Origin of the sequence: Vagococcus fluvialis (assembly GCF_003337315.1) — a bacterium.
GTDB lineage: Bacteria > Bacillota > Bacilli > Lactobacillales > Vagococcaceae > Vagococcus > Vagococcus fluvialis.
The window spans coordinates 134,806-158,637 of record NZ_QPJV01000003.1 but is presented as its reverse complement, the minus strand read 5'-3'; the positions used below and the strand labels follow the sequence as shown (position 1 = coordinate 158,637).

The following is a 23,832-nucleotide window of genomic DNA, read 5'->3' as shown; positions in this document are numbered from 1 at the left end:
CTTCATTCAATCCCTTAAGCTTTTCTTTGTAATGAACAAATGAAAAAGCCGTCTGTTTGATATTGATGTGGATAAATTTGTAGCATTTTATCTTTGTAACTAGCTGCTACATTTTCAACACCCACCAAATCAATTTTTTCAAAATTTGGATGTTTTTCTAAGAAAATATCTATTACTTCTTTGTTTTCTTCTGAAGTAATGGTACACGTACTATAGGTTATTATACCCCACTCTTTAACTTTTGTAACAACACTTTCTAAAATTTCCAATTGGATTTTTTGAAGTTCTACAAAGTCTTCTTTACTTTTACTGTATTTAATATCTGGTTTTCTACGTAATAATCCTAATCCAGAACAAGGAGCATCTACTAAAATTCGGTCAAAACTATCGTCTTCAAAATGTGTGACAACTTCTCTAGCATCAAGTAATTTAGTTTGAACGACATTTGAAACACCTAAACGTTCAGCATTTTCTTCAATTAACTTAATTTTATGGTCATAAATATCTAAAGCTGTAACCTCTCCACCTTTTTCTTCTTCTAAAAAGGTAGCAATATGCATTGTTTTTCCACCTGGTGCTGCACAAACATCTAACACTTTAGAGTCTTCTTTAATTTGCATACTTGGAGCAACTAACATAGAACTTTCATCTTGAATTGTTAACAAGCCTTCTTTAAATAAAGTGCTACCTGCTAAAAAACCTTTATCTGCAACTACTCCAAAAGGTGATACTAAACTTCTTCTAGCATCGATTCCTTCACCTTGTAGTTTTTCAATCGCTTTGTCTAAACTTATTTTTCTTGTATCGACTCTAGCACTCACATGACTTGCTTCAAGTAAGGAAAAACCAAGCTTTTCAGTCTCTTCATAACCAATATCATCAACTAATTTTTTGGTTAACCATTTAGGTAAACTAATTTCTGTTGATAGGTGTTTCAAACGATTTTTAATCTCACTTGTTGGTCTTGGGCCTTGTCTTTGAACACTACGTAAAACACCATTAACATATCTTGCAATCCCTTGATTTCCTTTTGCTTTAGCGATTTCTACAGCTTCACTAATAACACTATAAACAGGTACTTTATCTAAGTATTCCATTTGATACATTGATAGTAGAAGTAATTCTTTCACCCAATTTTCAATTTTTGATGTGTCTTCTACAAAATCTGTTAAACCATATTCTAAAGTTATTCTACGACTAATCGTCCCATAAACAATCTCTGTCATAAGTCTTGCGTCTTTATCTGACAAGCGGTGTTTTGTCATATATGATTTTAATAATAAATTCGAATAAGCATTTTCTTCTGAAACTTGAACTAACAATTCCAAAGCTGCCAAACGAGGCGATTCATAGACTTTTCTTGGTAATTTTCTATTTTTATTCAAAGATATGCCCTTCTTCCATTGTTCTACCAACACCATTTAAATATTCAACAGCTTTTAATCGTCCTTTACCAGCTGGTTGTAAGTCATTAATTTGAAGAACAGTTCCTTCACCACAAGCAACTAAAAAGTTCTTTTTATTAATCTTAATAATTGTTCCTGGTGCTTTTGTCGTTGTTTCATCAAGTGGCGTTGTATCCCATAGTTTAACTCTTGTTTCTTGGTATGTTGTAAAAGCAACTGGCCAAGGTCGCATTCCTCTAACTTGGCAATCAATTAACTCACTTGTTTTATTCCAATCGATTTGTTCTTCTTCACGAGTGATATTTGGTGAATAAGTTACTAAAGTCTCATCTTGAGGTATTTCTTTAATATTACCTGCAATAAACTCAGGTAGCATCTCAAGTAACATGTCTTTTCCTAATAAACTTAATTTATCAAACATACTTCCTACATCATCCGTTTTTGAAATCGGAATAGCTTTTTGACTTAACATGTCTCCTGCATCCATTTTTTTCACCATTCTCATAATAGTAACACCTGTTTCACTATCTCCTTTAATAATTGAGTAATGAACAGGTGCACCTCCTCGATATTTCGGTAGTAATGACGCATGGACATTAATTGCGCCAAGTTTTGGTGCTTTTAGTAAGGTTTCTGGTAAAAATTGTCCAAAAGCCGCTGTTACGATTAAGTCAGGATTAAGAGAAATAATTTCTTCCATTTCAGGTGAGCCACTGATTTTTTCAGGCTGCAATACTTTAATTCCATGCTCTAATGCTGCTTCCTTAACAGGTGGTGGGGTTAATACTTTTTTTCTTCCCACTGGTCGATCGGGTTGTGTGACAACACGTAAGACATCATACCCCTCAGCTACTAAACCATTTAAGATTGGCACTGAAAAGCCAGGGGTACCCATAAAAATAATTTTAGTCATAACCGTTTTCCTCCATAAATGTTGCTAAATTTTCTGGGGCAATTGTTTCAATAATTTTATCTGTAAAGACTTTACCATCTAAATGTTCAATCTCATGTTGGAAAGCTCTTGCTAAATAATCTGTCGCATCAACTTCCATTTCATAACCATCACGGTCTACATAACGAATGGTTACTTCTTCATATCTTTCAACGGTTCCATACACATCTGGAAAACTTAAACAACCTTCGATATCTATTGATTTACCTGAGTGTTTAACTATTTCTGGATTAATCATTTCAAATAGACCTGTTTCTTCATCTAATTCAACAACGCAGACACGCTTTAAAACACCTAGTTGATTAGCCGCAATGCCAATCGCATCCTCTTTTTTGATTATTTCATGCATTTCATCTAGTAAAATAATTAATTCATCATCAATTTCTTTCACTTTTTTAGTTGGTTGTGTTAAGGCAATATGAGGATATTTAATAATTTTTCTCATAGGTATCCTACTTTCTATATAAAGTGTTGTGGTTCTTGGTCAATACTAATTCGTAGACCATTTCTTATTTCTTTTTGTGATTCTTCTAAAATTTGTTTTAACCCCTGAGATAGGTTGGCTTCGTTTTTATATTTAATAACTGTTTGATAATAATATCTTTTATTAATTCGCGCAACAGATTTTGGTGTCGGACCTAAAAGTATGGCTTGATTGGATAAATAGTTCTTCAAGAAAGCTACTATCTCATACATTTTTTTAGCTGCTAAATGCTCTTCCTCGTGACTGACAACAAGTTGGGTTGTAAAAAAGAATGGTGGGTAGTTACCACGATGACGAATTTTCATCTCTTGTTGATAAAAAGCTTCATAATCTTGGGCTTTTGCTAATTGAATTGCATAATGTGTGGGGTTAAAGGTCTGAATTAAGACTTCACCTTTTTTATCCCCGCGTCCAGCTCGTCCACTTACTTGAGTTAACAATTGGAAAGTTTTTTCACTAGATCTAAAGTCTGGTAAGTTAAGAGCTGTATCAGCATTTAACACACCTACTAAGGTTACATTGGGAAAATCTAAACCTTTAGCAATCATTTGAGTACCAAGTAAAATATCAGCTTCTCCGCTACCAAATTGTTTAAGTAGTCTTTCATGACTTCCTTTTTTACGAGTGGTGTCAACATCCATTCGAATGATATTAGCTTGTGGTAACATCTCTTTTAATTCTTCTTCTACTTTTTGCGTACCTGTACCGTAATATCTGATTTTATCTCCATCACAAACAGAACAACGATAAGGAATATTTTCCTCATGACCACAGTAATGACATTTCATTTGCTTATTATCCATATGAAGCGTTAAAGAGATATCACAGTTAGGACAGGGTAAAACAAAACCACAATCTCGGCACATCACAAAAGAAGAATATCCACGGCGATTTAACATTAAAACAACTTGCTCTTTTTTCTCTAGGCGGTCTTTTATTTTTTCTAATAAAATAGGTGAGAAACTTTGACTAGTTACATATTTCATCGACTCTCTCATGTCTACCACTTGAACATCTGGTAAAGATGCTTTACTTACAGCTCGCTCTTTTAACGGTAGCAGTTGATAGATATTTTTTTGAGCCCTTGCTCGTGCTTCTAAAGACGGGGTAGCACTTCCTAAAACAATTGGACATTTGTGGTACTCTCCTCGCCAAATAGCTAAATCTTTCGCATGGTAACGAGGTGACTCATCTTGTTTGTAGCTACCTTCATGTTCTTCATCAATGACAATCAAACCAATATTTTCTAAAGGAGCAAACACAGCAGACCTTGCTCCGACGACAACTTTAGCTTCTTTGCGTTCTATTTTACGCCACTCATCGTACTTTTCTCCTTGTGATAAGCCACTGTGTAAAACTGCTACTTCACTTCCAAAACGTTTTTTAAAACGAGTAACTGTTTGAGGTGTTAGAGAAATTTCTGGCACTAACATAATGGCAGTTTGCTGTTTTTCTAAGGCATGAGCAATAGCTTGTAAGTAAACTTCTGTTTTTCCACTACCAGTAACTCCCTCAAGTAAAAAGACATCTGGTTTTTGTTGATCCATAGATGACTGAATTTCATCTAACGCTCTTTGTTGTTCAGCGTTTAATATTAAAGCACTGTCTGGTTTAAAGTTGTGTAAGGCATAAGGATCACGGTACACTTCACGTTCTTCAATCACTAACCAGCCATTTTTCTCACCATCATTAATCGCACTTCTAGCAATTTCAAAGTTTTCAATTAATTCAGTGACACCAAATTCTTCCTCTTCAATTTCAAGTAAAAAAGCTAATAAACGTAATTTCTGAGTCGCATTTTTACGGATACTTTCTCGTTCTACTAAAAGTAGCTCATTGGTCATATTCTTTTTAATGACACGTTTTGTTTTAACTTTATTTTTTGTATTTACTTCATAACGAATATCAACTTTCCCTGATTCTTTTAAACGGAGTAACTCTGGAAAAAGCGGCGACTCCTTAGCATCTTCCCAATCAATTTCAGCTAAACCTAAAAATAAATCATCTATGATATGACTTGGAATATCATCTGTCACTTGAGTAATTATTTTTTTGTAAGTCGAGCGCATAACACTTGGTAACATCGTTTGAAGACACGTTATTTTAAAAGAATAAGTTGTCTCTTTCATCTCATCAGCAAGTGCTAATAATTCGGTATTTAAAACTGGGTGTAAATCCAAAACACTAATAATTGGTTTTAGTTGCTGTTCTACTTCCATTGTTTCTCTCAAACCAACAATAAATCCTTGGATGTGACGATTACCATTACCAAAGGGAACTTCCACTCTCATCCCAATAGCGATTACTTCTTTTAAATTTTCAGGAACTATATAACTGAAAGGTTGATCGGTCTGCATAGTCGGTACGTCTACAATAACATCTGCAATAATAAACATCTAATCCATCCTTTCTTATCTGCTTTATTGTACTAAAAAATCGGGCGTTTGTCTGTCTTCTCTTTAGTTCAGCTATTTAACAAAATAAAAAAGATACTCACTCGTATCTTTTTAGTTTCTTGCTACTGTTAAACAAAGACTTGCATCTTGATTCATAAATAACTTTTCGCCTTCGTAAAAGGTTTCTGATAAAACATCAGTAAAACCAATTCCCTCTAGTACTTCTTTTAAATAGTTTTTTTCAAATCCATTGTGAACTCGTTTATCCGTAATTTTTTCATTTAAATCAAAATCAACGATTAACAATTTCCCATCAGCATTTAACTGATTCTTTAATTTAGCTAGAAAGTTTTGGGTTTCTGGCACATGTAGTAACACCAATGAAATCAAAATAATATCAGCCTTAAAGGGTAGTTCCGTTGTTAATAAATTTGCTTCTAAAGCTTTAGCATTCCTTAGTTCTTTTTGTTTAATCTTTTGACTAGTAATTTCTGTCATCTCTTTTGAAGCATCTACTAAATAAAGTTCTTTAACTGAGTCAGCTAAATCTAAACTAACCAATCCAGTTCCACTGCCATAATCTAATAACACCTTATCTGATGTTTCTTGAAGCTTACTTTTCACTTTATCTTGAATTTTTTTAGCTAAATGAATCTGCTTTTCTGAATCATATTTTTTAGCAATGTTATCGAATAAATTTTCAGTCAAGTAACAAGCCTACTTTCTCTTTTTATAGTCTCACTAGTATAACAGATAGCTATGAACGACTCCAATTAGGACACTTTTTTTAAAGCATTTCTTTCATAAAAAAATCCTTCATGATATGATAAATAAAAAAGGTGGGATTTCATGAAATACACATTAACAGAAGGAACTGCATTTCCTCTTGTAGAAGTTACTTTAGACAAAGGTGAAGAAATTAAAATAGAACATGGTTCTATGGTTTATCATCACGGGCAGATTTCTTTAGAAGGAAAAATGAATAGTAATGGAAAAAGTGGTGTTGGTGGCTTTTTTAGTGCTGTTGGTCGTTCTATGACAAGTGGTGAAAGTTTTTATATTTCTCATGCGACTAGTAATGAAGATGGTTCGAAGATTGCAATTGCGCCAGGAACAATAGGTGCTATTCGAGAATTAGTTGTTGGCAAAACTCATTGGCGTTTAAACACTGGTGTCTTTCTGGCATGTGATGATACTGTTTCTTACAACATGGTTAAACAAAGTGTGGGGAAAGCTTTATTTGCAGGTACTGGTGGACTTTTCGTTATGGAATCCCTTGGTCATGGCAGTTTACTTGTTAGTAGCTACGGAGATATTGTTGAGTTAGATTTAGATGGTTCAAAAGATTTTATTATTGATAACACTCATGTAGTCGCATGGGAGGATTCCTTAAATTACTCTATTGAAGTTGCTTCTGGTATGTTTGGTTTCAAAACAGGAGAAGGACTTGTTAACCGATTTACAGGTTCTGGAAAAGTTTTAATCCAAACAAGAAATATTCAATCATTAGCTGGTATCTTATCCCCTTTTATGAATAATGGTAGTTCTAATTAAGCTAAAGAAAGAGGTTGACCTTTAAGTCACCTCTTTTTTATATTGTAATAGTTAGTTTACCATTCAGACAAGCTTTGCCAGATATTTTAACTTCATAAGTTTTCAATTCATTTTTAGAAGCTCTAACTTTAACCACACCTTCTTGATTAAGATGTTTTCCTTGATGAACTAATAACTCCAACTGATTTTTTTCATTAAATAAATACTTAAGTAAATACGCTCCCATTACTCCTGATGCTGTTCCTGTGACAGAGTCCTCTATACTTCCTGATCCAAAGCCAGAAAAATGACGAGCGCTAGCTTCTATTTCTGATAAAATCACAATGGGATGAATCGACGCGTTTGGAAATTCTTTTAACACGTTGGGAAACTCTTTTGTGCGTGGAATCATTTTGTCTAAGATAGCTTCATTTTTAACAGGAACGAGTAGCGTCCAAACACCTGTATTACCATAAATAACAGGCAACTCATCTGACAAATCGTCTATTTCAATCGTTAATAATTGACAAAGTTCTAATTTGTCACTTGAAAAATCTTTAAAAATAGCATGATTTTGCTTCATCGTCACTTCATTTTTACTTTTATCATAACTAACTTCCAAAATTCCTGCTAATGTTTCCACAGTTATCTCTTGACTTGCTTTACCTTGATAAAGTTGATAGATAGCTCCTATTGTTCCATGTCCACATAATTCAGTTTCTTTTAAAGGCATAAAAAAACGTAACCTCAAGTCAGCTATCTGACTAGAACAAACAAAAACTGTTTCATTAAAATTAGCCTCTTTGGCAATTTGTTGCATCTCTTTGTCTGTAAAATCATCTCCATTTAAAACAAGTCCTGCTGGGTTTCCCTTTTCAGGAGTTTCTGTAAAAACATCAATTCTTAAAACATCACACTTTCTTTTAGTCATAAGCTTAATTCCTCCTTAAAAAAAGAGCGTGACTCTAGTAAGTCACACTCCCTTAATTTCTATAAATGCTGTTACAGAAGTAGCTTCGACCTTATTTTTTTACATTTTGCGGTCCATTTGTACGCGAGCTTCCAATTCTTGGTGTTCACGTTTTTTCAACGCTTTACGCTCTTCTTCTTGACGTCTTGCTAATTCTCTTTTTAATTCTGGATTTGGATCAATCACTACGTCACCATTAGCGATTTCTTCTAAACCACGGCCTACGTTTTTAACTGAAACAAATTTGTCTTCTTCAATCATTGGTTGAGCACCTAAATCTAATTCGTGAGCTCTTTTACTTGATAAAATAACCAAAGAATATTTTGAGTCTACTTGTTCTAATAACTTATCAATTGATGGATTTAACATAATTTAAAACTCCTTTAACATTTTTTCATAGCGATCAATAACACGGTCAACTCGGTAATGCTCGCTTTCAATAATTTTTTTAATACGATCTACTGCTAACTCTACTTTATCATTAACAACAGCATAATCATAATGACGCATCATTTCAACTTCTTCACGAGCCACTTTCATTCGCTCATCAATAACTGCTAAATCATCTGTTCCACGGTTAACAATTCTTGATTTTAATTCATCAAAATCTGGTGGTGTTAAGAAGATAAACACGCCGTCTGGCACTTGCTCTTTAACCTTCATAGCGCCTTGTACTTCTATTTCTAAAAAGACATCCTTGCCTTCATCTAATGTTTGATTCACATAATCTAAGGGTGTGCCGTAGTAATTGCCTACATACTCAGCATATTCCAGCATTTTACCAGCTTGAATTAACGCCTCAAATTCTTCTCTTGAACGAAAGAAATAATCCAGTCCTTCTACTTCCCCTTCTCTCATTTTTCGAGTTGTCATTGAAATAGAATATTCAAACTCATTGCCTTCACTTTCAAATATTGCTTTTCGTACTGTGCCTTTACCAACGCCTGATGGACCTGACAATACTATTAGTAACCCTCGTTCTGACATGGTGTCTTCCTTTCCATAATTTTTTAGTTTTATCTATTATAATGCACTCTGGAAAGAAAATTTGCAAGGTCTCTTTCATTAAAAAATCAAGAAAAATCGTGATTATTCAATATTTTGGACTTGTTCTCTTATTTTTTCAATCACTGTTTTAAGGAAAACTACTTGTTCCTTAATAGCAATCGTTGTCGATTTAGAACCAATTGTATTTACTTCTCGGTTCATTTCCTGAATTAAAAAGTCTAACTCTTTACCAATACTAGCCTCGTTTTGAATAAGACTTTCAAATTTTTTCAAATGTAGGATTAATCTATCTATCTCTTCATTAATATCCCCTTTTTCAATTAACAAGGCTACTTCTGTTAAAATTCTAGGTTCATCTATTTTGTCTCCGACTAAGTCCATTACTTTTTTCTCTAGTTTTTCTTGATGCTCTGCTTCAAAAATTTCTGCTTGCCCTCGAATTTTTTCTACTGCTGATTCGATTTCTTTTTTATATGTGACAAAATACTCTTTAATACCTGTCCCTTCTTCTAAACGGCTTTTATCTAAAGCTCTCACAGCTTCTTCAAAAGTTGTTAGTAAATCAATTTCTAATTGCTCATCCACTTCATCACTTTCAACAACTTCAAATAAAGCCGGATGATTAATAGCTCCAGATAAGATTTTTTTAGCTGAAAAATGGTAATCAGCGTATCTTGTTTCCTCAGCCTCATCAAGCTCTTTAACTAGTTTATCTAGTAAGCCCCATTTAATTTCCATTGTTTGGTAAGCATCTGTTTCTTTTTTGACAGTCACAAAACATTCTACTCGGCCACGATTCAAATATTTTTTAGTCATATTTTTTAATTTCATTTCAACAGCATTAAATTCTCTTGGCATTCTAATAACTGTATCTAAAAATCTATGATTAACTGATTTAATTTCTACAATAATTTGGTAATTCTCTTTTAAGCACGTACTTTTACCATAACCTGTCATACTTTTCATCTATTTTCACCTACATTTGTTTTAATGTGTTACGTAAAATATCAAATTCTTCATTAGATAATGTAATGCCTTTACCCATTTTTTCATGCCCTGGCGCCCAATCTCTTAAATCAAATTTTGGCGGGCGACCATTCCAGCTGACTAAGTTTAATTCTTTTGTCCATCCCTTTGGATTTTCTGAAAGAACTGCAATCTCTTCTACAATTTCATATGAAAACTCTTGTGCCATTTATTATTTCCTCTTTTCTAAAAATATTAAAAATAATGCTTCTAAACCATTCATCCAAGAAACATCCATTAAAAATCCAAAAAACTCTTTGTTACTATAACTCTCCCTTTTAAAGTAACGATAATAATACATCATTAACTGATAATCTGTTAAAGGTGATCTTAGACGAACATAATTAGACAACAATTCACCTATTGATTTCATCATTTGATTCGTACTAATCTCATCAGATAACAATAAACCAGCTTGCGTTTTTTCAATTAACAACTCAATTAATTCTTCAATTTCATAAACTTGAATAGGTTCAATACTAACTTTTTCAGCTAAACTTTCCAATAATTTAATTGAAATAATTTCAGGTATTTGATTATTTTTTTGTAACCAATCCCATTTTTTTAATGTCGTTTTCTTTTGATACCATTCTTCAAATTCAGGAATATCACTTAAAAATTTGAAAAATTCACGACTTAATGTTAAACCGCTCTTTTTAAATTTTTCTTTTTTAAAGGTGTATTTCTCTCCTTTAAAATGTCCAAAACTTTTCATTGTCTCTAAATAACCTAAAGACATATTCCAGCTTGAACGATTACCATCGAATAATAAAACGTCCCCTAAGGTCCAAGGACTTCTTAATGTTATCTCTGTTATATCATTTGGTGTTTTGATTCGTTTAATGACACCCGTCCCTTTAACATCACAAATAATCAGTTCACTAGCTCCATTATCAATCAAAATATCTTTTGGCAAATTATTACAATAGCAGCCATCAATATAATAAGTTTCATCAATTAAACAAGGTGCCATTGCCGGAAAAAGTGATGCAGAAGCAAGTAACCATAGAGGAAAGGTTTCCTCTGTCATATCCTTTAAAGACACAACAGTTTCAGTCATCGAAGGAGTCGCAGTAGTCACAATAAAAAAATCCATGTCTTTAGATATAATTTTTTCTGAATCTGTGACTTCCCTAATTAAATTTAATAGAGGTGCTGTACTAATCCCTTTTGATTGGATAGCAATAGATGTTAACTCTCGCCATTCTTTTAACACCTGATTAATAGAATAATCTTGACGTTCTCCCATATCTGAAACTAAAAGGATTTGATCTGTTGTAATTTTTTGCCACATTTTTTCGGCTTGCTCTAAATCCCCTTGTAAAATCAGACCACCATTTAAAGCTCCTACAGACGTTCCACTAATCATCGTATATTTTATCCCAAGTTCCACTAAAGCATGCCAAACACCTATTTGATAAGCTCCCTTAGCACCTCCACCGCCAAGAACTAAACCTGTATTGTATTCAAGTTGATAACTATAACCATGTTCTTCTTCATAAAAATAACCTTTACTAGTTAATCTAGTATCAATATTACTAGTTTGTTTTTTTAAACTAAGGACTATTTTTTCCAAGCGATGTTTTTTAGCTAAATGAATCAAGTAAACATGACTATTCAAATCACCCTCATTTGTAATTAATTGAATAATATTATGCACAACCAATGCTTGATTAATAACAGAAACATGAAATAGTTTTATTATTTTATGTTTTTCAAGACATCCATAAAAGTATGTATCGTCTTCCAATTTAACAATATTTTGGCTTAAATTTTCAATTGCTAATTTAGGCGTTTCAAAAAAAGGAACCCACTGCTCACTATGATCAAAGTTTAGCTGAGTTATATCAGAAGGGTATAATTCTTTAAACATATAGTTTCTCCTTTATTTTTTACTTAAAAAAACAAGCTATTTTCACTAATCATTTGACTAAGGGGAACCCTATTCGTATAATAAGATGGTAAGGATTTAAAGGGGAGGCAAAAAAATGGTTAGTAGTAGCCGATCAATCAAACCAGAACCAGAAAATAGTGTTAAAAAATTTACACGTTTTATTTCTCAATCATCACAACGTTTTTTAGCTTCTTTTATTGACTCTGATTCTGAGCAAGAAAAACAGACTAATCATATTTTCCAACAAATCAATCAAGCCATTGCTCAAAAAAGCATTGTAGTTATCCAATATAGAGACGATCTTCAAGCTAAAGCTACAGATCGATTCGAAACATTAGTAGGCCGCATTTATCAGCATGCTGACAACCCTGAAGCTCTCGTTATTAAACTTCAGAAGAACAATCAAGTTCGCATGATTTCTGCGAAAAATATTAAAAAAATTTCAGTGATTAATCATAATGTGAATAGCCTGAAAACATCTAGAAAGTAACAAAATCAATTGATTTTGTTACTTTTTTTATTCTTCTAATATCACTTGAGCAATCGCTATTTTATCTGTATGTGAGATTGATACGTGAATATTGCCATTAAAAACTTTTGTTTCAATAACTGGACGACCATTTTCTTCATTTAAAATTTCAATATCTTTTAATTGGATTTTTCCAATTCCTGTGCCATACGCTTTTGAAAAAGCTTCTTTACACGCAAACCTACCACCAAAATACTCCACTTGTCTTCTTTCACCTAGTGTCTCAAAGACATCTTTTTCATTTTCAGTGAGGACTCTATTAATAAATTTAGGATTATTTTTAATAATTTCTTTAATTCGATCTAATTCCACAATATCAACGCCAATTCCAATAATCATCTGCTTCTCCTTAAACTTCTTTGTTATTAATTATACGGTTAATAAATAAAAAAAGCCAATACCAAAAGTATTAGCTTTTAAAAAATTATTTTGCGTTATTACGAATTGTAAAGCCACGTGATTTATCTTTGTTGCTGTTAGCGTTATTGTTGTTACGCTTACGATTTTCACCTGGTTTGTTGTTATCGTTACGGTTATTTTTTTTGTAGTTATCGCGTTTACGGTTATCTTCACGATTTCCGCCACGGTTATCTCTGTTGCCTCCGCGACCTCCACCACGATTGCCACCGCGGTTACCACCACCACGATTTCCGCCACGGTTACCTCCGCCACGTTTTCCACCACGACTTGGTAATGGTCTCTCAGGTGTAATATTTACAGGAACTTCTGAAGCATCATCTTTAGCAATTTGTTTAATTAACAATGCTGCTAAATCTTCTGCTGAGTAGTTTTCTAATAAATCACTTGCTGCCTCTTGGTAAGACTCTAAACCATTTTCAGCCATTGCTTCTTTGATAGTTGCAACTGCTGAACCAATTTGTCCTTCGATTGCTTCTTTTTTAGAAGGTGGACGAAGTGGTGTCATTTTTTTCTTAGTTAAATCTTCAATAACATGTAAGTAGCTCATTTCGTTTGGTGTAACAAAAGTAACTGACATACCTTCTTTACCAGCACGGCCAGTACGTCCAATACGGTGAACATAACTTTCTGGATCTTGAGGAATATCGTAGTTATAAACATGAGATACACCTGAAATATCTAATCCACGTGCAGCTACGTCTGTTGCTACTAAAATATCAATTTCATCATTTTTGAAAGCTTTTAAGATACTCATACGTTTATGTTGAGGTAAATCACCATGAATTCCTTCAGCTTTGTATCCACGCATTTCTAATCCACGTGCTAATTCATCAACACGACGTTTTGTACGACCAAAGACAATTGTTAAATCTGGATTCTGAACGTCGAATAAACGAGTCATAACATCAAATTTTTCAAATTCTTTACAACGCACAAAGTATTGATCAATTAAGTTAGCTGTCATTTCTTTAGCTTTAATCTTAACGTGTTCAGGCTCTTTCATGAACTTAACACCAATGCGTTTAATACTATCTGGCATAGTTGCTGAGAATAGTAATGTTTGTCTTGTTTCAGGAACTTTAGAGATAATTGCTTCAATATCTTCTAAGAATCCCATGTTTAGCATTTCATCTGCTTCATCTAAAACTAAAGTTTCTACTTTATCTAATTTTAACGTACGACGGTTGATATGATCTAACATTCTACCTGGAGTACCTACAACAATGTGTGGATTATTTTTTAATGATTTGATCTGACGACCAATATCAGCTCCACCATAAACTGCTTGAACTTTAATTCTTTTATCTTTACCTAGACGGTAAATTTCTTCTTGTGTTTGGATAGCTAACTCTCTTGTTGGAGCAATAACTAAACCTTGGATAGTTGATTTTTCTGTATCAATTTTATCTAACATTGGTAAACCAAAAGCTGCTGTTTTACCAGTACCTGTTTGGGCTTGTCCAATAACGTCTTTTCCTTCTAATGCCAATGGAATCGTTGCACTTTGAATTGGGGTAGCTTCCTCAAAACCGATTTTCTCTACTGCTTGTAACAATCTCTTGTCTAAATTTAATTCACTAAATTTCAAATGATATCCTCCTAATAACTCTGCCTCAGTCATCAACTCTCTCTCATCATTTGCCATTTATGAAAAAAAATTGAAAACGAGCATTCGAATAATATTATCACATTCCTAAAGATTTCTCAACAGAACAAGCCTTATTAATGATTATTTAATAAATATTCGACAATTTCTTTTAATCCCATACCGTTACTTCCTTTTAAGAATATAGTGTCTGTTGGATTAATTTCATTAGATAAAGCTTTTATTAAGTTTTCTTTATTTTCTTTCTCAAATAAATAAATGTTGTTTTCTGAAAATTGATTAGTCAACTTCTCAAATAAGTATTTCATTTCTGTTCCATATAAGTAGACAGTATCTATTTCTTCTGGTGATAAATGTTTTGCCACACTTTCATGCATCTCTTTTGAAGATTTACCAAGCTCTAACATATCACCTAAAACAGCGATTTTTCTGCCTTTAGTTTCTACTTTTGAAAAAGAATCTAACACTAAATTCATTGCTGTTGGATTAGCATTATACACATCACTTAAAATATCCATTCCCTTTGATGTTTTTAACCATTCAGTTCTGTTTTTAGTTAAGTCAAAATCGGCTAAGCCTGTTTGAATTTTTTCAACTGGAACTCCTAAAATATTTCCTACAGATATAGCAATGATTGCATTATTTACATTGTATTGTCCTAAGACTGGAATACTAAAGACAACTTTTGGGAATAAAGTCGTTGTAAAAGTTGTTTCATTTTTAGATTCAGATACAATATCAGCTTTAACAGCCGCAGAATCCTCTAAACCAAATAAAACTTTTTCTTGAGTCACTTTTTCTAAAATAGGTTTTAAGAGTGGTTCATTACTTGGCACAATTAGTGTCCCATTCTCTTTTAGTCCAGTGACAATTTCCATTTTAGCCTCAGCGATTCCCTGACGAGATCCTAAATATTCAATATGAGATTCACCGATAATTGTAATTGCAGCAACATCAGGTCTACCAATTTGTGATAGTAACTCAATATCACCTTTTCTATCCATTCCCATTTCTAAAACAGCTACTTCAGTATCTATGTCCATACTTAAAATTGTGTAAGGTAAACCTATTTCATTATTATAATTCCCTTGGGTTTTATAAGTTTTGAAAGACTGACTTAACACAGCGGCAGTCATGTCTTTTGTTGTTGTTTTCCCATTACTACCAGTAATACCCACAACTTTTGGAGCGACTTTATCTAAATAATATTTAGCTAAATCCTGTAAGGCTTTTTGAGTGTCTTCCACTAAAATATAAGGTTTATTTTCTAATTGTCTATCTGATAAAGTTAAAACTGCTCCATTTTCAAAAGCCACATCTATAAAATCATGACCATCACGATTACCTTTAAGAGGTACAAAAAGTGTTCCTGGAACTACTTTTCTCGTATCAAATTCAACACTTGTTACTTGATTGGTTAGTGATATTTCACCAAACAATTGACCTTTAACAGCTTTAATAATTTCTTTTATAGCTAATTTCATTTAATTTCCTCCTGTCTTTACGACGCAAAAGGGACTGTGACGCAAGTAAGCCACGGTCCCTTATTTTCGAATAAACGGTGTAACAAAAAACAGTTTCTGTCACAACCTCAATTTTTATTGACCTAACTCAATCTGTTGTTTCTTCTCGAAACGCAATTTAGCTAATTGAATTAACTCTTCTAAAAGATCACTATAGTTAATTCCCATGTGTTGCCATAATAATGGATACATACTAAATGGTGTAAATCCTGGCAATGTGTTAACTTCATTTAAAAAGATTTCTTCGTTAGCAGTGACAAAAAAATCACAGCGACTTAAGCCACTACCATCTAAAGCAATATACGCTTTTTCTGCATATTTTCGCATTTTTTTATGTAAATCATCTGATACAATAGCTGGTACTTGCAGAGTTACTTTGTTATCAATGTATTTTGAATCATAGTCATAAAAAGAAACATCTTTAACAATTTCTCCAGCTTCAGTTGTTCTGATTTCATCATTTCCTAAAATCGCGACTTCTAGTTCACGGGCTTCGATTCCTTGCTCTACAATGACGCGTCTGTCATAGCGAAAAGCTTCTTCAATAGCTGCTGTTAGTTCAGCACGAGAATTAGCTTTACTAATTCCTACACTAGAACCCATATTAGCCGGCTTAACAAACATTGGGTAAATTAAAGTCCCTTCACACTCAGCATAAATTTTATCTTGATCTTCTTGATAGTTACGTCTAATTACTGATACGTATGGTAGTTGTGGAATTCCTGCCTGTTGGAATAATTGTTTAGCCACAATTTTATCCATTGCACACGCACTAGCTAAAACGCCAGCACCTACATATGGCATATTTAAAACCTCAAATAATCCTTGAACAGTTCCATCTTCTCCATTTGGTCCATGTAAAACAGGGAAAATAACTGAATTATCTTCTTTAATGTCACATGGATTCATCACTTCTGAGTTATCTAAAGTTAAGTGTAACTCACTTTCAGCATCTGGTGCTTTAGTAAATAGCGGGCCTTTTAACCACTGCCCATTTTTTGTAATATAAACAGTTTGTACTTCATAATAGTTATAGTAAATTGCTTTTAATATTGAAAAGGCTGATAAAATTGAAACATCATGTTCAGCGCTCTTTCCCCCATAGATTAGCGTGATTTTCATCCCAGTCCTCCTAAGTTTCGTAGATTTTATTATACTGTATTTTATAGGAAACACCAATAATCTTTTTTAAAATGGAAAAAACCACTTACCTGCTTGTCAAATCTGCGGCAAGTGGCTTTCTTATTGAGATAGTAAAATAGATTCAAACTCTTCTTTTTCAATGCGCCAAACCCCTGCTGCCTTTGAATAAATAAGGGTACCTATTTTGTATTCTTGTTTAAAATGATAATTTTCTACTTTTCGTAAGTTGTCCTCAACTACATGGATAGGAACTATGTATTCCTCGTTCACCCAACTTGTTTGAGAGAAGTTAAACACAATTCCCTCTTGCATAGTTTCTTTTAAGCTCTTAATAATATCATTTGGAACTTCTGGAATTAACTGTAGTTGGCGACGTTTAAAAAGAGACGGTTTGCCGTTAACTTGTTGCGTTGTTAAACAACTAATTTTTTTTGAGAGCATACCGTAAAAATCTTCAATGCTTCTGTAGTAAATTTTTGTTGTCTTTTTTGTTAATTCAAAAAAGGCAAAACTATTTTGTAGTTGATAAAAGAAAGGTGAACGCAACTGATTTTTCATGTGACCAAAATATAGCAACTCCGAAATTTCATTTGGTGTTAAACGTTGCAACACATCGTAATCTTTAAAGTCTATCCATTTCAATTCACTAACAGCACGACTTTCCATTAAAGAAAAGTATTGCTCCACATTGTCACTTCCTCTAATCACTCGAAAACCAGTATGTGGTTCATATTCCCCTTCACGTTCATATGGATTTAGTAATAAGAGATTTTCTGGGCGGTTAGTTGTATACCGATTAAAATCACTATGAGTCATTCCTTTAGTCAGAATTGAATTACTAATCCCATCAAAATGAACATACAAATAATCTTGCAACACTTTTCACCTCGTTTCTTCCCTTAACACGTTTTTTTCATTAATATAACTATACCATTTATTTCTACTTTTGAAATCTAAAAAGACAAATCCTTAAATTAAGTTTATATTACATAGAATTTTGGTAAAGCGATTTCTGGCAATACTTATGTAATATTCATTTTTATTCATTTATGGTATCATGATTTTGAAGGCAACAAGGGAGGATACCTAAATGAGTCGCAAGAAAAAAACTGCAAAACATAAAAATACACGAAGTAAAAAAAATAAACAAAAAAGTATTGGAACAACTATTAAAAATATTATTGTTAATATTTTTATGCTACTTCTCCTTTTAATTGGTCTAGCTTTGGTTTTTAATAATCAAATAAAAAATTATTTGGTGAAGGATACTACCAACAAACATACTATCAGTAACGTGACTAGAGCTGATGTTAAAAAAAATGAACAAAAAGAGGCTACTTTTGACTTTGACCAAGTAGAGTCTCTTGATTTTAACTTAGTTGCTCAAGCAACAAAGGGACGTGACACAGGTCTTAATACTATCGGTGGAATCGCTATTCCTGATGTGAAAATGAATTTACCTATCTTTAAAGGTGTTTCAAATTACGTTTTAGCTGTTGGTGCTGGAACAATGAAAGAAGAACAACGCATGGGGACGGGTAACTATGCACTAGCTAGTCATTATATGTATGATCCCACCTTACTTTTTGCTCCTTTGGTCAACGTAGAGCTTGGACAAACCATTCTTTTAACAGATTTAGAATATATTTATGAATACAAAGTAACTTATAAAGAATATGTAGAGCCAACTCGTGTTGAAGTGATTGATGATGTGAAAGACAAACAACTTGTAACTCTTGTTACCTGTGACGTTTCTGGAGCTAATCGGTTAATCATTCAAGGTGAATTAGTTAGAGAAGTAAAAGGTAAAGATGCTCCTAAACACATGCAAGAAGCATTTGAAATGGATCAAACAAACTACTATTAAATTCGATTACATAATAATTTAAAGTAAACAAAAAGTCCCGATTTTCATAATCATGAAAATTGGGACTTTTTTAGCATTATTTTTAAATTTTAGGTAGATAAAAATTACGATTATCTAAACCAAAAATTCGTTCTGTATATTCACCAGGCTCAACTTGTTTTAAAGCACCTAGCATCATTTGCATTGAAGCATCTAGATTATCTAAATGGTGTAAGACTTCTGCTTCCATAATTTTAGGTCTAACAGGAGAACCATATTCAAGTAATCCGTGATGAGCTAATACAACATGTTTTAAAACTAATATTTCTTCATCTGTTTCTGAAATATTTAACTCCGCACATGCTTTAGTAATTTCTTCATCAACCATTACAATATGACCTAATAAATTCCCAGCTAATGTATATTCTGTGCCAATAGGTCCTGATAATTCCTTAACTTTTCCAATATCATGTAAAATGACACCGGCATAAAGAAGAGATTCGTTCAACTCAGGATATTGCTCGCAAACAGATTTTGCTAGTTCTAACATCGTTACAGTATGATAAGCTAAACCACCTACAAAGGCATGGTGATTTCTTTTAGCAGCTGGAAAATCAAAAAATTCTTTTTGATATTTCCCAACAATATGACGCACAATTCGGTGCCACTTAGCTTGCGTAATTTCAAACAAAAAGCTGTTGAATTTTTCTTTTAACTCTTCTACTTGAACTGGTGGTTTTTCCATATAAAGAACAGGATCATCAGGTTCTCCCTCAATCGTTAAACGTAAGCTAATAATTTTTACTTGAGGCATATTTTGATAAACTTCTCTTTTACCACCTAGTAAAACGACTTGTCCAGCTGTAAATTTTTCAATTTCCTCATCAGAGGCTCCCCAATACTTACCATCAATGGTTCCAGAAGTATCTTGAAAAGTAAAAGCGATAAATTTTTTGCCATTTCTAGCAACTCTCACATCAGCTACTTTCAATAACACAAAAATTTCAAACGTTTCATCTAATGGGATTTCTCTTAATTTTTTCACGATTTCCCTTCCCTTCCAATTTGAATAATCTCTAAATCTTGACTTTCAAAATAGGCTCTCACAGCTTCATCAGAAGATAAGCAAATAACCTGAGTTCTTTGACTAAATCCTTTTAGCAATCTAAATAAAACTAATTTTCGTTTTTGATCAAAATGCAACCAGCCATCATCAATAATAACAGGTGCTTCATACTCCTCATGGTGAAGATGTACGAACCCTAAACGAAAAGCCATATACAATTGATCTTTTGTTCCTGTTGATAGTTGGACAATCGGCCATTTTCTTTGCTGATTATCAATGACTATTAACTGCCCATCTTTCACAACAACTTTTATATATCTACCTTCAGTTAAAATCTTAAAGTAAGAAGTAACTGTTGCTAGTAAAGCTGGTAGTTGTTGGTCTGATAAGTATTGGAACACGTCTTGGGTTAACTCCTCGGCAATTCGGTAGGTCATCCATTTGTCTGCTAATTCTTTAATCACAGACAGACGGTTTTCTTTTTCCTGATATAAAACATCTAATGACCCATTTTTTTCCATTTGAGTTAGCTCATAAGATAAAGCTTGATAATCATTGCGGTACTGATTATTTTTCTCTTGTAATCGATCAATCTCATTTTTCACTTGAATTAGTTGATGATTAATAGAAACTAATTTGTAAGATTTATTTAAGTCAAAATAATCTTCTAAAGACAAGGCAAGTTCATCTTTTCTAGATTGACCTTTTTCAGACATATCTTGTTTCTTTAACCACAATTTACTTTCTTCAATATCTGTCACATTAGCTAAATCAATTAATGACAAGATTTTTTCTTTACTACTGGCAATATCATTTCTCAATTGATGTAACTGTTCTTGGAATTGATCATGAGTATTAGTAGCCAAAGCTTTGTCTGTTAAGTAATTTTTTTGCTTAGTCACAAACTCTTTAATGGCCTGGAAACTTTCTTTAGTTGTTTTATTTTCAAGTGGCACCCATTCTTTAGCAAATGCTAATGAATCACCATACGAGTTTAAAATACGATCAACTTCACTTAAATTGTGAGTCATCTCTGTTTCTTTTTCTTGAATATTTTGTAATTGTAAATAAATCGGAATTCTAGATAACCATAAACTCATTGTTTCTTTCATAGAAAAACCATATTGGTCAGCCCACTCTTGTTTTTTCACTTGTAGCTCATTGATTTGACTCTCAATTTCTTCTAATTGTGTTTCCAACTCATTTAGTGAATGAGCAACTTCATCTGCTACACTTAACTGAAGTAAATAATCTTCTCTGGCTTCTTCTTTCGTTAGTGGCTCTTTTTTTGCTCTCTTTAAAGCTGAACCAAATAGACCATAAAGACCTAAACCAAATAAAATTAAAACGGGAATATATAGCCACGCTTTTCCAATGACAATAGCTAGAACTAAAAATAGCGCCCCAATAGCTAAACTTAACCCTGAAAACCATTTTTTATTATCAGTTTGTTTACTTCTTGAAGAAGGTCTAGTAACATTTTCAGTACTTAATTGATTTTCAACTGTTGTTAGAGCCATATCCATATCTTTATGGCGAATATTTAAGCGGCTTTTTTCATTAGATAAAACTACTTTTTGACGAATTAACTCTTCTTCTTCTTTAGCAAGAGCTAACATTTCTGTTTCAACGTCATCTGATAAATCAATATTGATTGTTTCTTCTGACAAACGGTATTTCTCAAATAAAGTCACTTTACTTTCTTGATATTCCTTTAATTGCTCATCTAGTAATTGACGACGTTCAGTTAATGATTCCACCATTAACTGCTCTTCTAACAACTCATCAAATAGGCGTTGATTCATCATGTAGAACTGATACGCAGGTGATTCTGTTTCCAAGCGACCTGTTTGAGACTCCAATAATTCTTTTTCTTTTCTTAAAAGAAAATCATAATTTTGAATTTCTTGTCTAACAACTTCAACAGTTTGTGAGGAAGCTGTTAGTGAATCAGAAAATTCTTTTGATAAACTTTCCCATTCAATATACATTGGAAAACGTTTCTGTTGTTCTAATACCGTTTTTTCTAATTCTTGTTGGTAGCCTTGCTCTTTCTCAACTTCAGCAATTTTTTCAAGCAGTTGTTCCGTTTCAAGAGATTTTTCTCGGTAAGTGCCTTCTTGACTCTCGACTAAAGCTATTTGTTCATCGACTTTTTTCAATTGGCGTAATTTTTGATTAATCTCAGGAATTCGTCCTGTTGGTTTAAATAGTTTTTGTCTTTCTTTTAAAAACTGGTCATTCATACTACTTAATCTTCTACTACCAGTTAAACCTACTGCTAATAATAAATGTTGTAGCTTCATTTCATTTAACTGATTTAAATCAGCTAATTGTTCTTGCTGGAAACTAAATATTTGATCAAAAGTTTCTTTTGTTAAAGGAGATAAGATTTTTTCTAAAAATAGTTCGTCACCAGTTTCACCACTCTCAAGGGTTACAGTGGCTGCACCTTTATTTTTTTCCTTGTATCTCTCAACAGTCACTAAACCATACTGATTATCTTCAAATAAAATTTTCCCACCATAAATAGCACCATTAATTGGTGTGAAATCTCTTGTCATTTCCCTTTTCTTTGGAAAACCAAAGAGAATAGTTCGAATAAATTGGTAAATTGAGGATTTACCTGCTTCATTGTCACCAAAAATCAATTGGTTTTGAGGGTCAATATCAATGACTTGATTATTAAATTTTCCAAATCCATCAATTCTTAGTTGTCGTAATTTCATTATTCTTCCCCATTTTTAAAAATCATTTTATCTTTAATTAATTGACTACTCTCAGTAACTAATTCTTCTATTTCAGCTGTATCCCAAGCTAAGTTACTTGCAATAGCTGGTTGATTTAATAAATCAGCTACCACACTTTCAAAATTATCTTTATGCTGATACACGCGTCCTAAATCATCAATTAAAGTTGTTTCAAATCCCATTATTAATTTATCAGAAGTTACTTGAGATAGAGATAGGCTTTGTAACCAACAACGATTATCAGATGCTTTAAAGATTTTATCTTGTAAATAAAGTAAAATTTCTTCTTGTTCCTTTAAAATCTCTCTTGCGTTATCTGCTGTTGTAGTGACATTTAAGCTGACTACATTAAAAGGATGTTGATATATTTGAGCTAATATATGTTTTTCTAAGCGTTCTAATATTTCTTTTCTCTCTAAATCTTCTTCAATGTTAAATTCTTTTTTATGCCATCTTATATTTGAGATATCTAACCATTCTATCTCACGGCTACCTCGGTCTATATCCACATACACAATACCCTTAACTTGATATTCTTTTTTAGTATGTCCTTGAGGTGTTCCTGGATAAACAATTAATGGTCTATCTGATAAAACACTACTCTTATGAATGTGACCTAAAGCCCAGTATTCATAACTGGTTGGTAAATCACCATAGTTAAAAGGAGCATACTGAGGAGAATCATCTCCGTGGTAGAAACCAATATGATAAGTAGTATCTATACTTCTTTTAGGAAACTCTTGAACTTTAGATTCCTTAATCCATTTATTTTCATAAGAGAAACCACTAATTGCAACAGAGTCGCCATTTTTTAAAACTAGTGTTTTCGTTTGAACTTCCTCTTTTTTAAATAAAATTACATTGTCTGGCCATTCAAACCAGTAACGATTTTCTGTGTAGTAATCATGATTTCCAAATGACATCACGACTTTAATATTCTCACGACCAAGTCTTTCAAATTCTTCCATGACAAATTTCTGCGTATGAATAGAAGGCTGATTTTGATGAAATGTGTCGCCTACGACTAATAGAAAATCAACTTTTTTTTCAATGCAAGTATCAACAATTTTAGTCAGTATTTGCTGGTTGCTTATTTTTAATAAATGCTTTATGTCCCCATGATCTGAATGAATTCCCGAGAATGGTTGATCTATGTGAATATCTGCTGTATGAATAAATTTCATCCGTATCACTCCTTCCTTACATCATACCTATTTCATTACCTTTTTTCTATAAAAAAATACAAAAAGAGAGCTAAGTTTTAACCTTAGCTCTCTAAT

Annotated in this window: 22 protein-coding genes; 3 read left to right on the top strand and 19 right to left on the bottom strand. The window is 32.8% G+C overall.

The window, feature by feature from the left end:
* Positions 1-14: 14 nt before the first annotated feature.
* The 5 genes from rsmB to DFR54_RS04455 all read right to left on the bottom strand — a co-directional run bounded on the left by rsmB (position 15) and on the right by DFR54_RS04455 (position 5,946).
* Positions 15-1,421: a 16S rRNA (cytosine(967)-C(5))-methyltransferase RsmB gene (gene rsmB, locus DFR54_RS04475; RefSeq protein ID WP_114289090.1), complete on the bottom strand. Its 1,407-nt coding sequence runs from the start codon at positions 1,419-1,421 to the stop codon at positions 15-17.
* Positions 1,378-2,319 carry a methionyl-tRNA formyltransferase gene (gene fmt, locus DFR54_RS04470; protein ID WP_114289089.1) on the bottom strand — a complete coding sequence of 314 codons (942 nt, stop codon included), beginning with the start codon at positions 2,317-2,319 and terminating at the stop codon, positions 1,378-1,380. The genes rsmB and fmt overlap by 44 nt, the downstream gene beginning before the upstream one ends.
* Positions 2,312-2,803, bottom strand: a complete 492-nt coding sequence (def, locus tag DFR54_RS04465) for a peptide deformylase (RefSeq protein WP_167799525.1) — start codon at positions 2,801-2,803, stop codon at positions 2,312-2,314. Before def ends, fmt begins: the two co-directional genes overlap by 8 nt.
* A 14-nt stretch (positions 2,804-2,817) precedes the next feature.
* Positions 2,818-5,238 carry a primosomal protein N' gene (gene priA / locus DFR54_RS04460; protein ID WP_114289088.1) on the bottom strand — a complete coding sequence of 807 codons (2,421 nt, stop codon included), beginning with the start codon at positions 5,236-5,238 and terminating at the stop codon, positions 2,818-2,820.
* Between the two features lie 111 nt (positions 5,239-5,349).
* Entirely contained in the window at positions 5,350-5,946 is a 597-nt protein-coding gene (locus tag DFR54_RS04455; RefSeq protein WP_114289087.1) for a class I SAM-dependent methyltransferase, read from the bottom strand.
* Positions 5,947-6,087: 141 nt separating this feature from the next.
* On the opposite strand from DFR54_RS04455, the gene DFR54_RS04450 reads away from it, so the two are divergent.
* The gene (locus DFR54_RS04450) at positions 6,088-6,792 is read left to right on the top strand and encodes a TIGR00266 family protein (protein ID WP_086340963.1); all 705 of its coding nucleotides are present in this window, start codon (positions 6,088-6,090) and stop codon (positions 6,790-6,792) included.
* 37 nt (positions 6,793-6,829) lie between these two features.
* On the opposite strand, the gene DFR54_RS04445 is transcribed toward DFR54_RS04450, so the two are convergent.
* The 6 genes from DFR54_RS04445 to DFR54_RS04420 form a co-directional block, all read right to left on the bottom strand.
* Positions 6,830-7,702 (bottom strand): PhzF family phenazine biosynthesis protein, encoded by an 873-nt coding sequence (locus DFR54_RS04445; protein ID WP_114289086.1) that lies wholly within the window; start codon positions 7,700-7,702, stop codon positions 6,830-6,832.
* Positions 7,703-7,801: 99 nt separating this feature from the next.
* A complete protein-coding gene (rpoZ, locus tag DFR54_RS04440) occupies positions 7,802-8,113 on the bottom strand; it encodes a DNA-directed RNA polymerase subunit omega (protein ID WP_086340961.1) in 312 nt (103 codons plus the stop codon).
* Positions 8,114-8,728, bottom strand: a complete 615-nt coding sequence (gene gmk / locus DFR54_RS04435; RefSeq protein ID WP_086340960.1) for a guanylate kinase — start codon at positions 8,726-8,728, stop codon at positions 8,114-8,116. It lies immediately after the preceding gene.
* A 102-nt stretch (positions 8,729-8,830) separates the two neighbouring features.
* Positions 8,831-9,715 (bottom strand): YicC/YloC family endoribonuclease, encoded by an 885-nt coding sequence (locus DFR54_RS04430; RefSeq protein WP_114289085.1) that lies wholly within the window; start codon positions 9,713-9,715, stop codon positions 8,831-8,833.
* A 10-nt stretch (positions 9,716-9,725) separates the two neighbouring features.
* Complete coding sequence (locus DFR54_RS04425; protein WP_086340958.1) at positions 9,726-9,944, bottom strand: YdbC family protein; 219 nt, start codon at positions 9,942-9,944, stop codon at positions 9,726-9,728.
* A 3-nt stretch (positions 9,945-9,947) separates the two neighbouring features.
* Entirely contained in the window at positions 9,948-11,648 is a 1,701-nt protein-coding gene (locus tag DFR54_RS04420; RefSeq protein WP_114289084.1) for a patatin-like phospholipase family protein, read from the bottom strand.
* A gap of 115 nt (positions 11,649-11,763) precedes the next feature.
* Between DFR54_RS04420 and DFR54_RS04415 the strand changes: the two genes are divergently transcribed.
* The gene (locus DFR54_RS04415; protein WP_114289083.1) at positions 11,764-12,159 is read left to right on the top strand and encodes a hypothetical protein; all 396 of its coding nucleotides are present in this window, start codon (positions 11,764-11,766) and stop codon (positions 12,157-12,159) included.
* 27 nt (positions 12,160-12,186) lie between these two features.
* Here the strand turns inward: DFR54_RS04415 and acpS are convergent, their stop codons facing one another.
* From acpS to DFR54_RS04390, 5 genes are all read right to left on the bottom strand, one after another.
* Entirely contained in the window at positions 12,187-12,537 is a 351-nt protein-coding gene (gene acpS, locus DFR54_RS04410; RefSeq protein ID WP_114289082.1) for a holo-ACP synthase, read from the bottom strand.
* Positions 12,538-12,622: 85 nt separating this feature from the next.
* Positions 12,623-14,206: a degradosome RNA helicase CshA gene (gene cshA / locus DFR54_RS04405; protein ID WP_282957092.1), complete on the bottom strand. Its 1,584-nt coding sequence runs from the start codon at positions 14,204-14,206 to the stop codon at positions 12,623-12,625.
* A gap of 134 nt (positions 14,207-14,340) precedes the next feature.
* Positions 14,341-15,708 carry a UDP-N-acetylmuramoyl-tripeptide--D-alanyl-D-alanine ligase gene (locus DFR54_RS04400; protein ID WP_114289080.1) on the bottom strand — a complete coding sequence of 456 codons (1,368 nt, stop codon included), beginning with the start codon at positions 15,706-15,708 and terminating at the stop codon, positions 14,341-14,343.
* 114 nt (positions 15,709-15,822) lie between these two features.
* The gene (locus DFR54_RS04395; protein ID WP_114289079.1) at positions 15,823-16,869 is read right to left on the bottom strand and encodes a D-alanine--D-alanine ligase; all 1,047 of its coding nucleotides are present in this window, start codon (positions 16,867-16,869) and stop codon (positions 15,823-15,825) included.
* Between the two features lie 120 nt (positions 16,870-16,989).
* The gene (locus DFR54_RS04390; RefSeq protein ID WP_086340951.1) at positions 16,990-17,769 is read right to left on the bottom strand and encodes a hypothetical protein; all 780 of its coding nucleotides are present in this window, start codon (positions 17,767-17,769) and stop codon (positions 16,990-16,992) included.
* A 211-nt stretch (positions 17,770-17,980) separates the two neighbouring features.
* Between DFR54_RS04390 and DFR54_RS04385 the strand changes: the two genes are divergently transcribed.
* Complete coding sequence (locus DFR54_RS04385) at positions 17,981-18,757, top strand: class A sortase (RefSeq protein ID WP_114289077.1); 777 nt, start codon at positions 17,981-17,983, stop codon at positions 18,755-18,757.
* Between the two features lie 82 nt (positions 18,758-18,839).
* Here the strand turns inward: DFR54_RS04385 and DFR54_RS04380 are convergent, their stop codons facing one another.
* From DFR54_RS04380 to DFR54_RS04370, 3 genes are read right to left on the bottom strand one after another with little or no spacing between them, the layout of a single operon-like run.
* Positions 18,840-19,781, bottom strand: coding sequence for a 3'-5' exoribonuclease YhaM family protein (locus DFR54_RS04380; protein WP_114289076.1), 942 nt, complete (start codon positions 19,779-19,781; stop codon positions 18,840-18,842).
* The gene (locus DFR54_RS04375) at positions 19,778-22,531 is read right to left on the bottom strand and encodes an ATP-binding protein (protein ID WP_114289075.1); all 2,754 of its coding nucleotides are present in this window, start codon (positions 22,529-22,531) and stop codon (positions 19,778-19,780) included. The genes DFR54_RS04380 and DFR54_RS04375 overlap by 4 nt, the downstream gene beginning before the upstream one ends.
* The gene (locus tag DFR54_RS04370) at positions 22,531-23,736 is read right to left on the bottom strand and encodes a metallophosphoesterase family protein (RefSeq protein ID WP_114289074.1); all 1,206 of its coding nucleotides are present in this window, start codon (positions 23,734-23,736) and stop codon (positions 22,531-22,533) included. The genes DFR54_RS04375 and DFR54_RS04370 overlap by 1 nt, the downstream gene beginning before the upstream one ends.
* Positions 23,737-23,832: the final 96 nt, after the last annotated feature.

Bases quoted from the DNA above. Each gene is read 5' to 3' on its own strand.
- rsmB (WP_114289090.1), bottom strand. From the start codon at position 1,421: ATGGTGTTGGTAGAACAATGGAAGAAGGGCATATCTTTGAATAAAAAT.
- fmt (WP_114289089.1), bottom strand. From the start codon at position 2,319: ATGACTAAAATTATTTTTATGGGTACCCCTGGCTTTTCAGTGCCAATC.
- def (WP_167799525.1), bottom strand. From the start codon at position 2,803: ATGAGAAAAATTATTAAATATCCTCATATTGCCTTAACACAACCAACT.
- priA (WP_114289088.1), bottom strand. From the start codon at position 5,238: ATGTTTATTATTGCAGATGTTATTGTAGACGTACCGACTATGCAGACC.
- DFR54_RS04450 (WP_086340963.1), top strand. From the start codon at position 6,088: ATGAAATACACATTAACAGAAGGAACTGCATTTCCTCTTGTAGAAGTT.
- DFR54_RS04445 (WP_114289086.1), bottom strand. From the start codon at position 7,702: ATGACTAAAAGAAAGTGTGATGTTTTAAGAATTGATGTTTTTACAGAA.
- gmk (WP_086340960.1), bottom strand. From the start codon at position 8,728: ATGTCAGAACGAGGGTTACTAATAGTATTGTCAGGTCCATCAGGCGTT.
- DFR54_RS04430 (WP_114289085.1), bottom strand. From the start codon at position 9,715: ATGAAAAGTATGACAGGTTATGGTAAAAGTACGTGCTTAAAAGAGAAT.
- DFR54_RS04425 (WP_086340958.1), bottom strand. From the start codon at position 9,944: ATGGCACAAGAGTTTTCATATGAAATTGTAGAAGAGATTGCAGTTCTT.
- DFR54_RS04420 (WP_114289084.1), bottom strand. From the start codon at position 11,648: ATGTTTAAAGAATTATACCCTTCTGATATAACTCAGCTAAACTTTGAT.
- DFR54_RS04415 (WP_114289083.1), top strand. From the start codon at position 11,764: ATGGTTAGTAGTAGCCGATCAATCAAACCAGAACCAGAAAATAGTGTT.
- acpS (WP_114289082.1), bottom strand. From the start codon at position 12,537: ATGATTATTGGAATTGGCGTTGATATTGTGGAATTAGATCGAATTAAA.
- DFR54_RS04400 (WP_114289080.1), bottom strand. From the start codon at position 15,708: ATGAAATTAGCTATAAAAGAAATTATTAAAGCTGTTAAAGGTCAATTG.
- DFR54_RS04395 (WP_114289079.1), bottom strand. From the start codon at position 16,869: ATGAAAATCACGCTAATCTATGGGGGAAAGAGCGCTGAACATGATGTT.
- DFR54_RS04385 (WP_114289077.1), top strand. From the start codon at position 17,981: ATGAGTCGCAAGAAAAAAACTGCAAAACATAAAAATACACGAAGTAAA.
- DFR54_RS04375 (WP_114289075.1), bottom strand. From the start codon at position 22,531: ATGAAATTACGACAACTAAGAATTGATGGATTTGGAAAATTTAATAAT.
- DFR54_RS04370 (WP_114289074.1), bottom strand. From the start codon at position 23,736: ATGAAATTTATTCATACAGCAGATATTCACATAGATCAACCATTCTCG.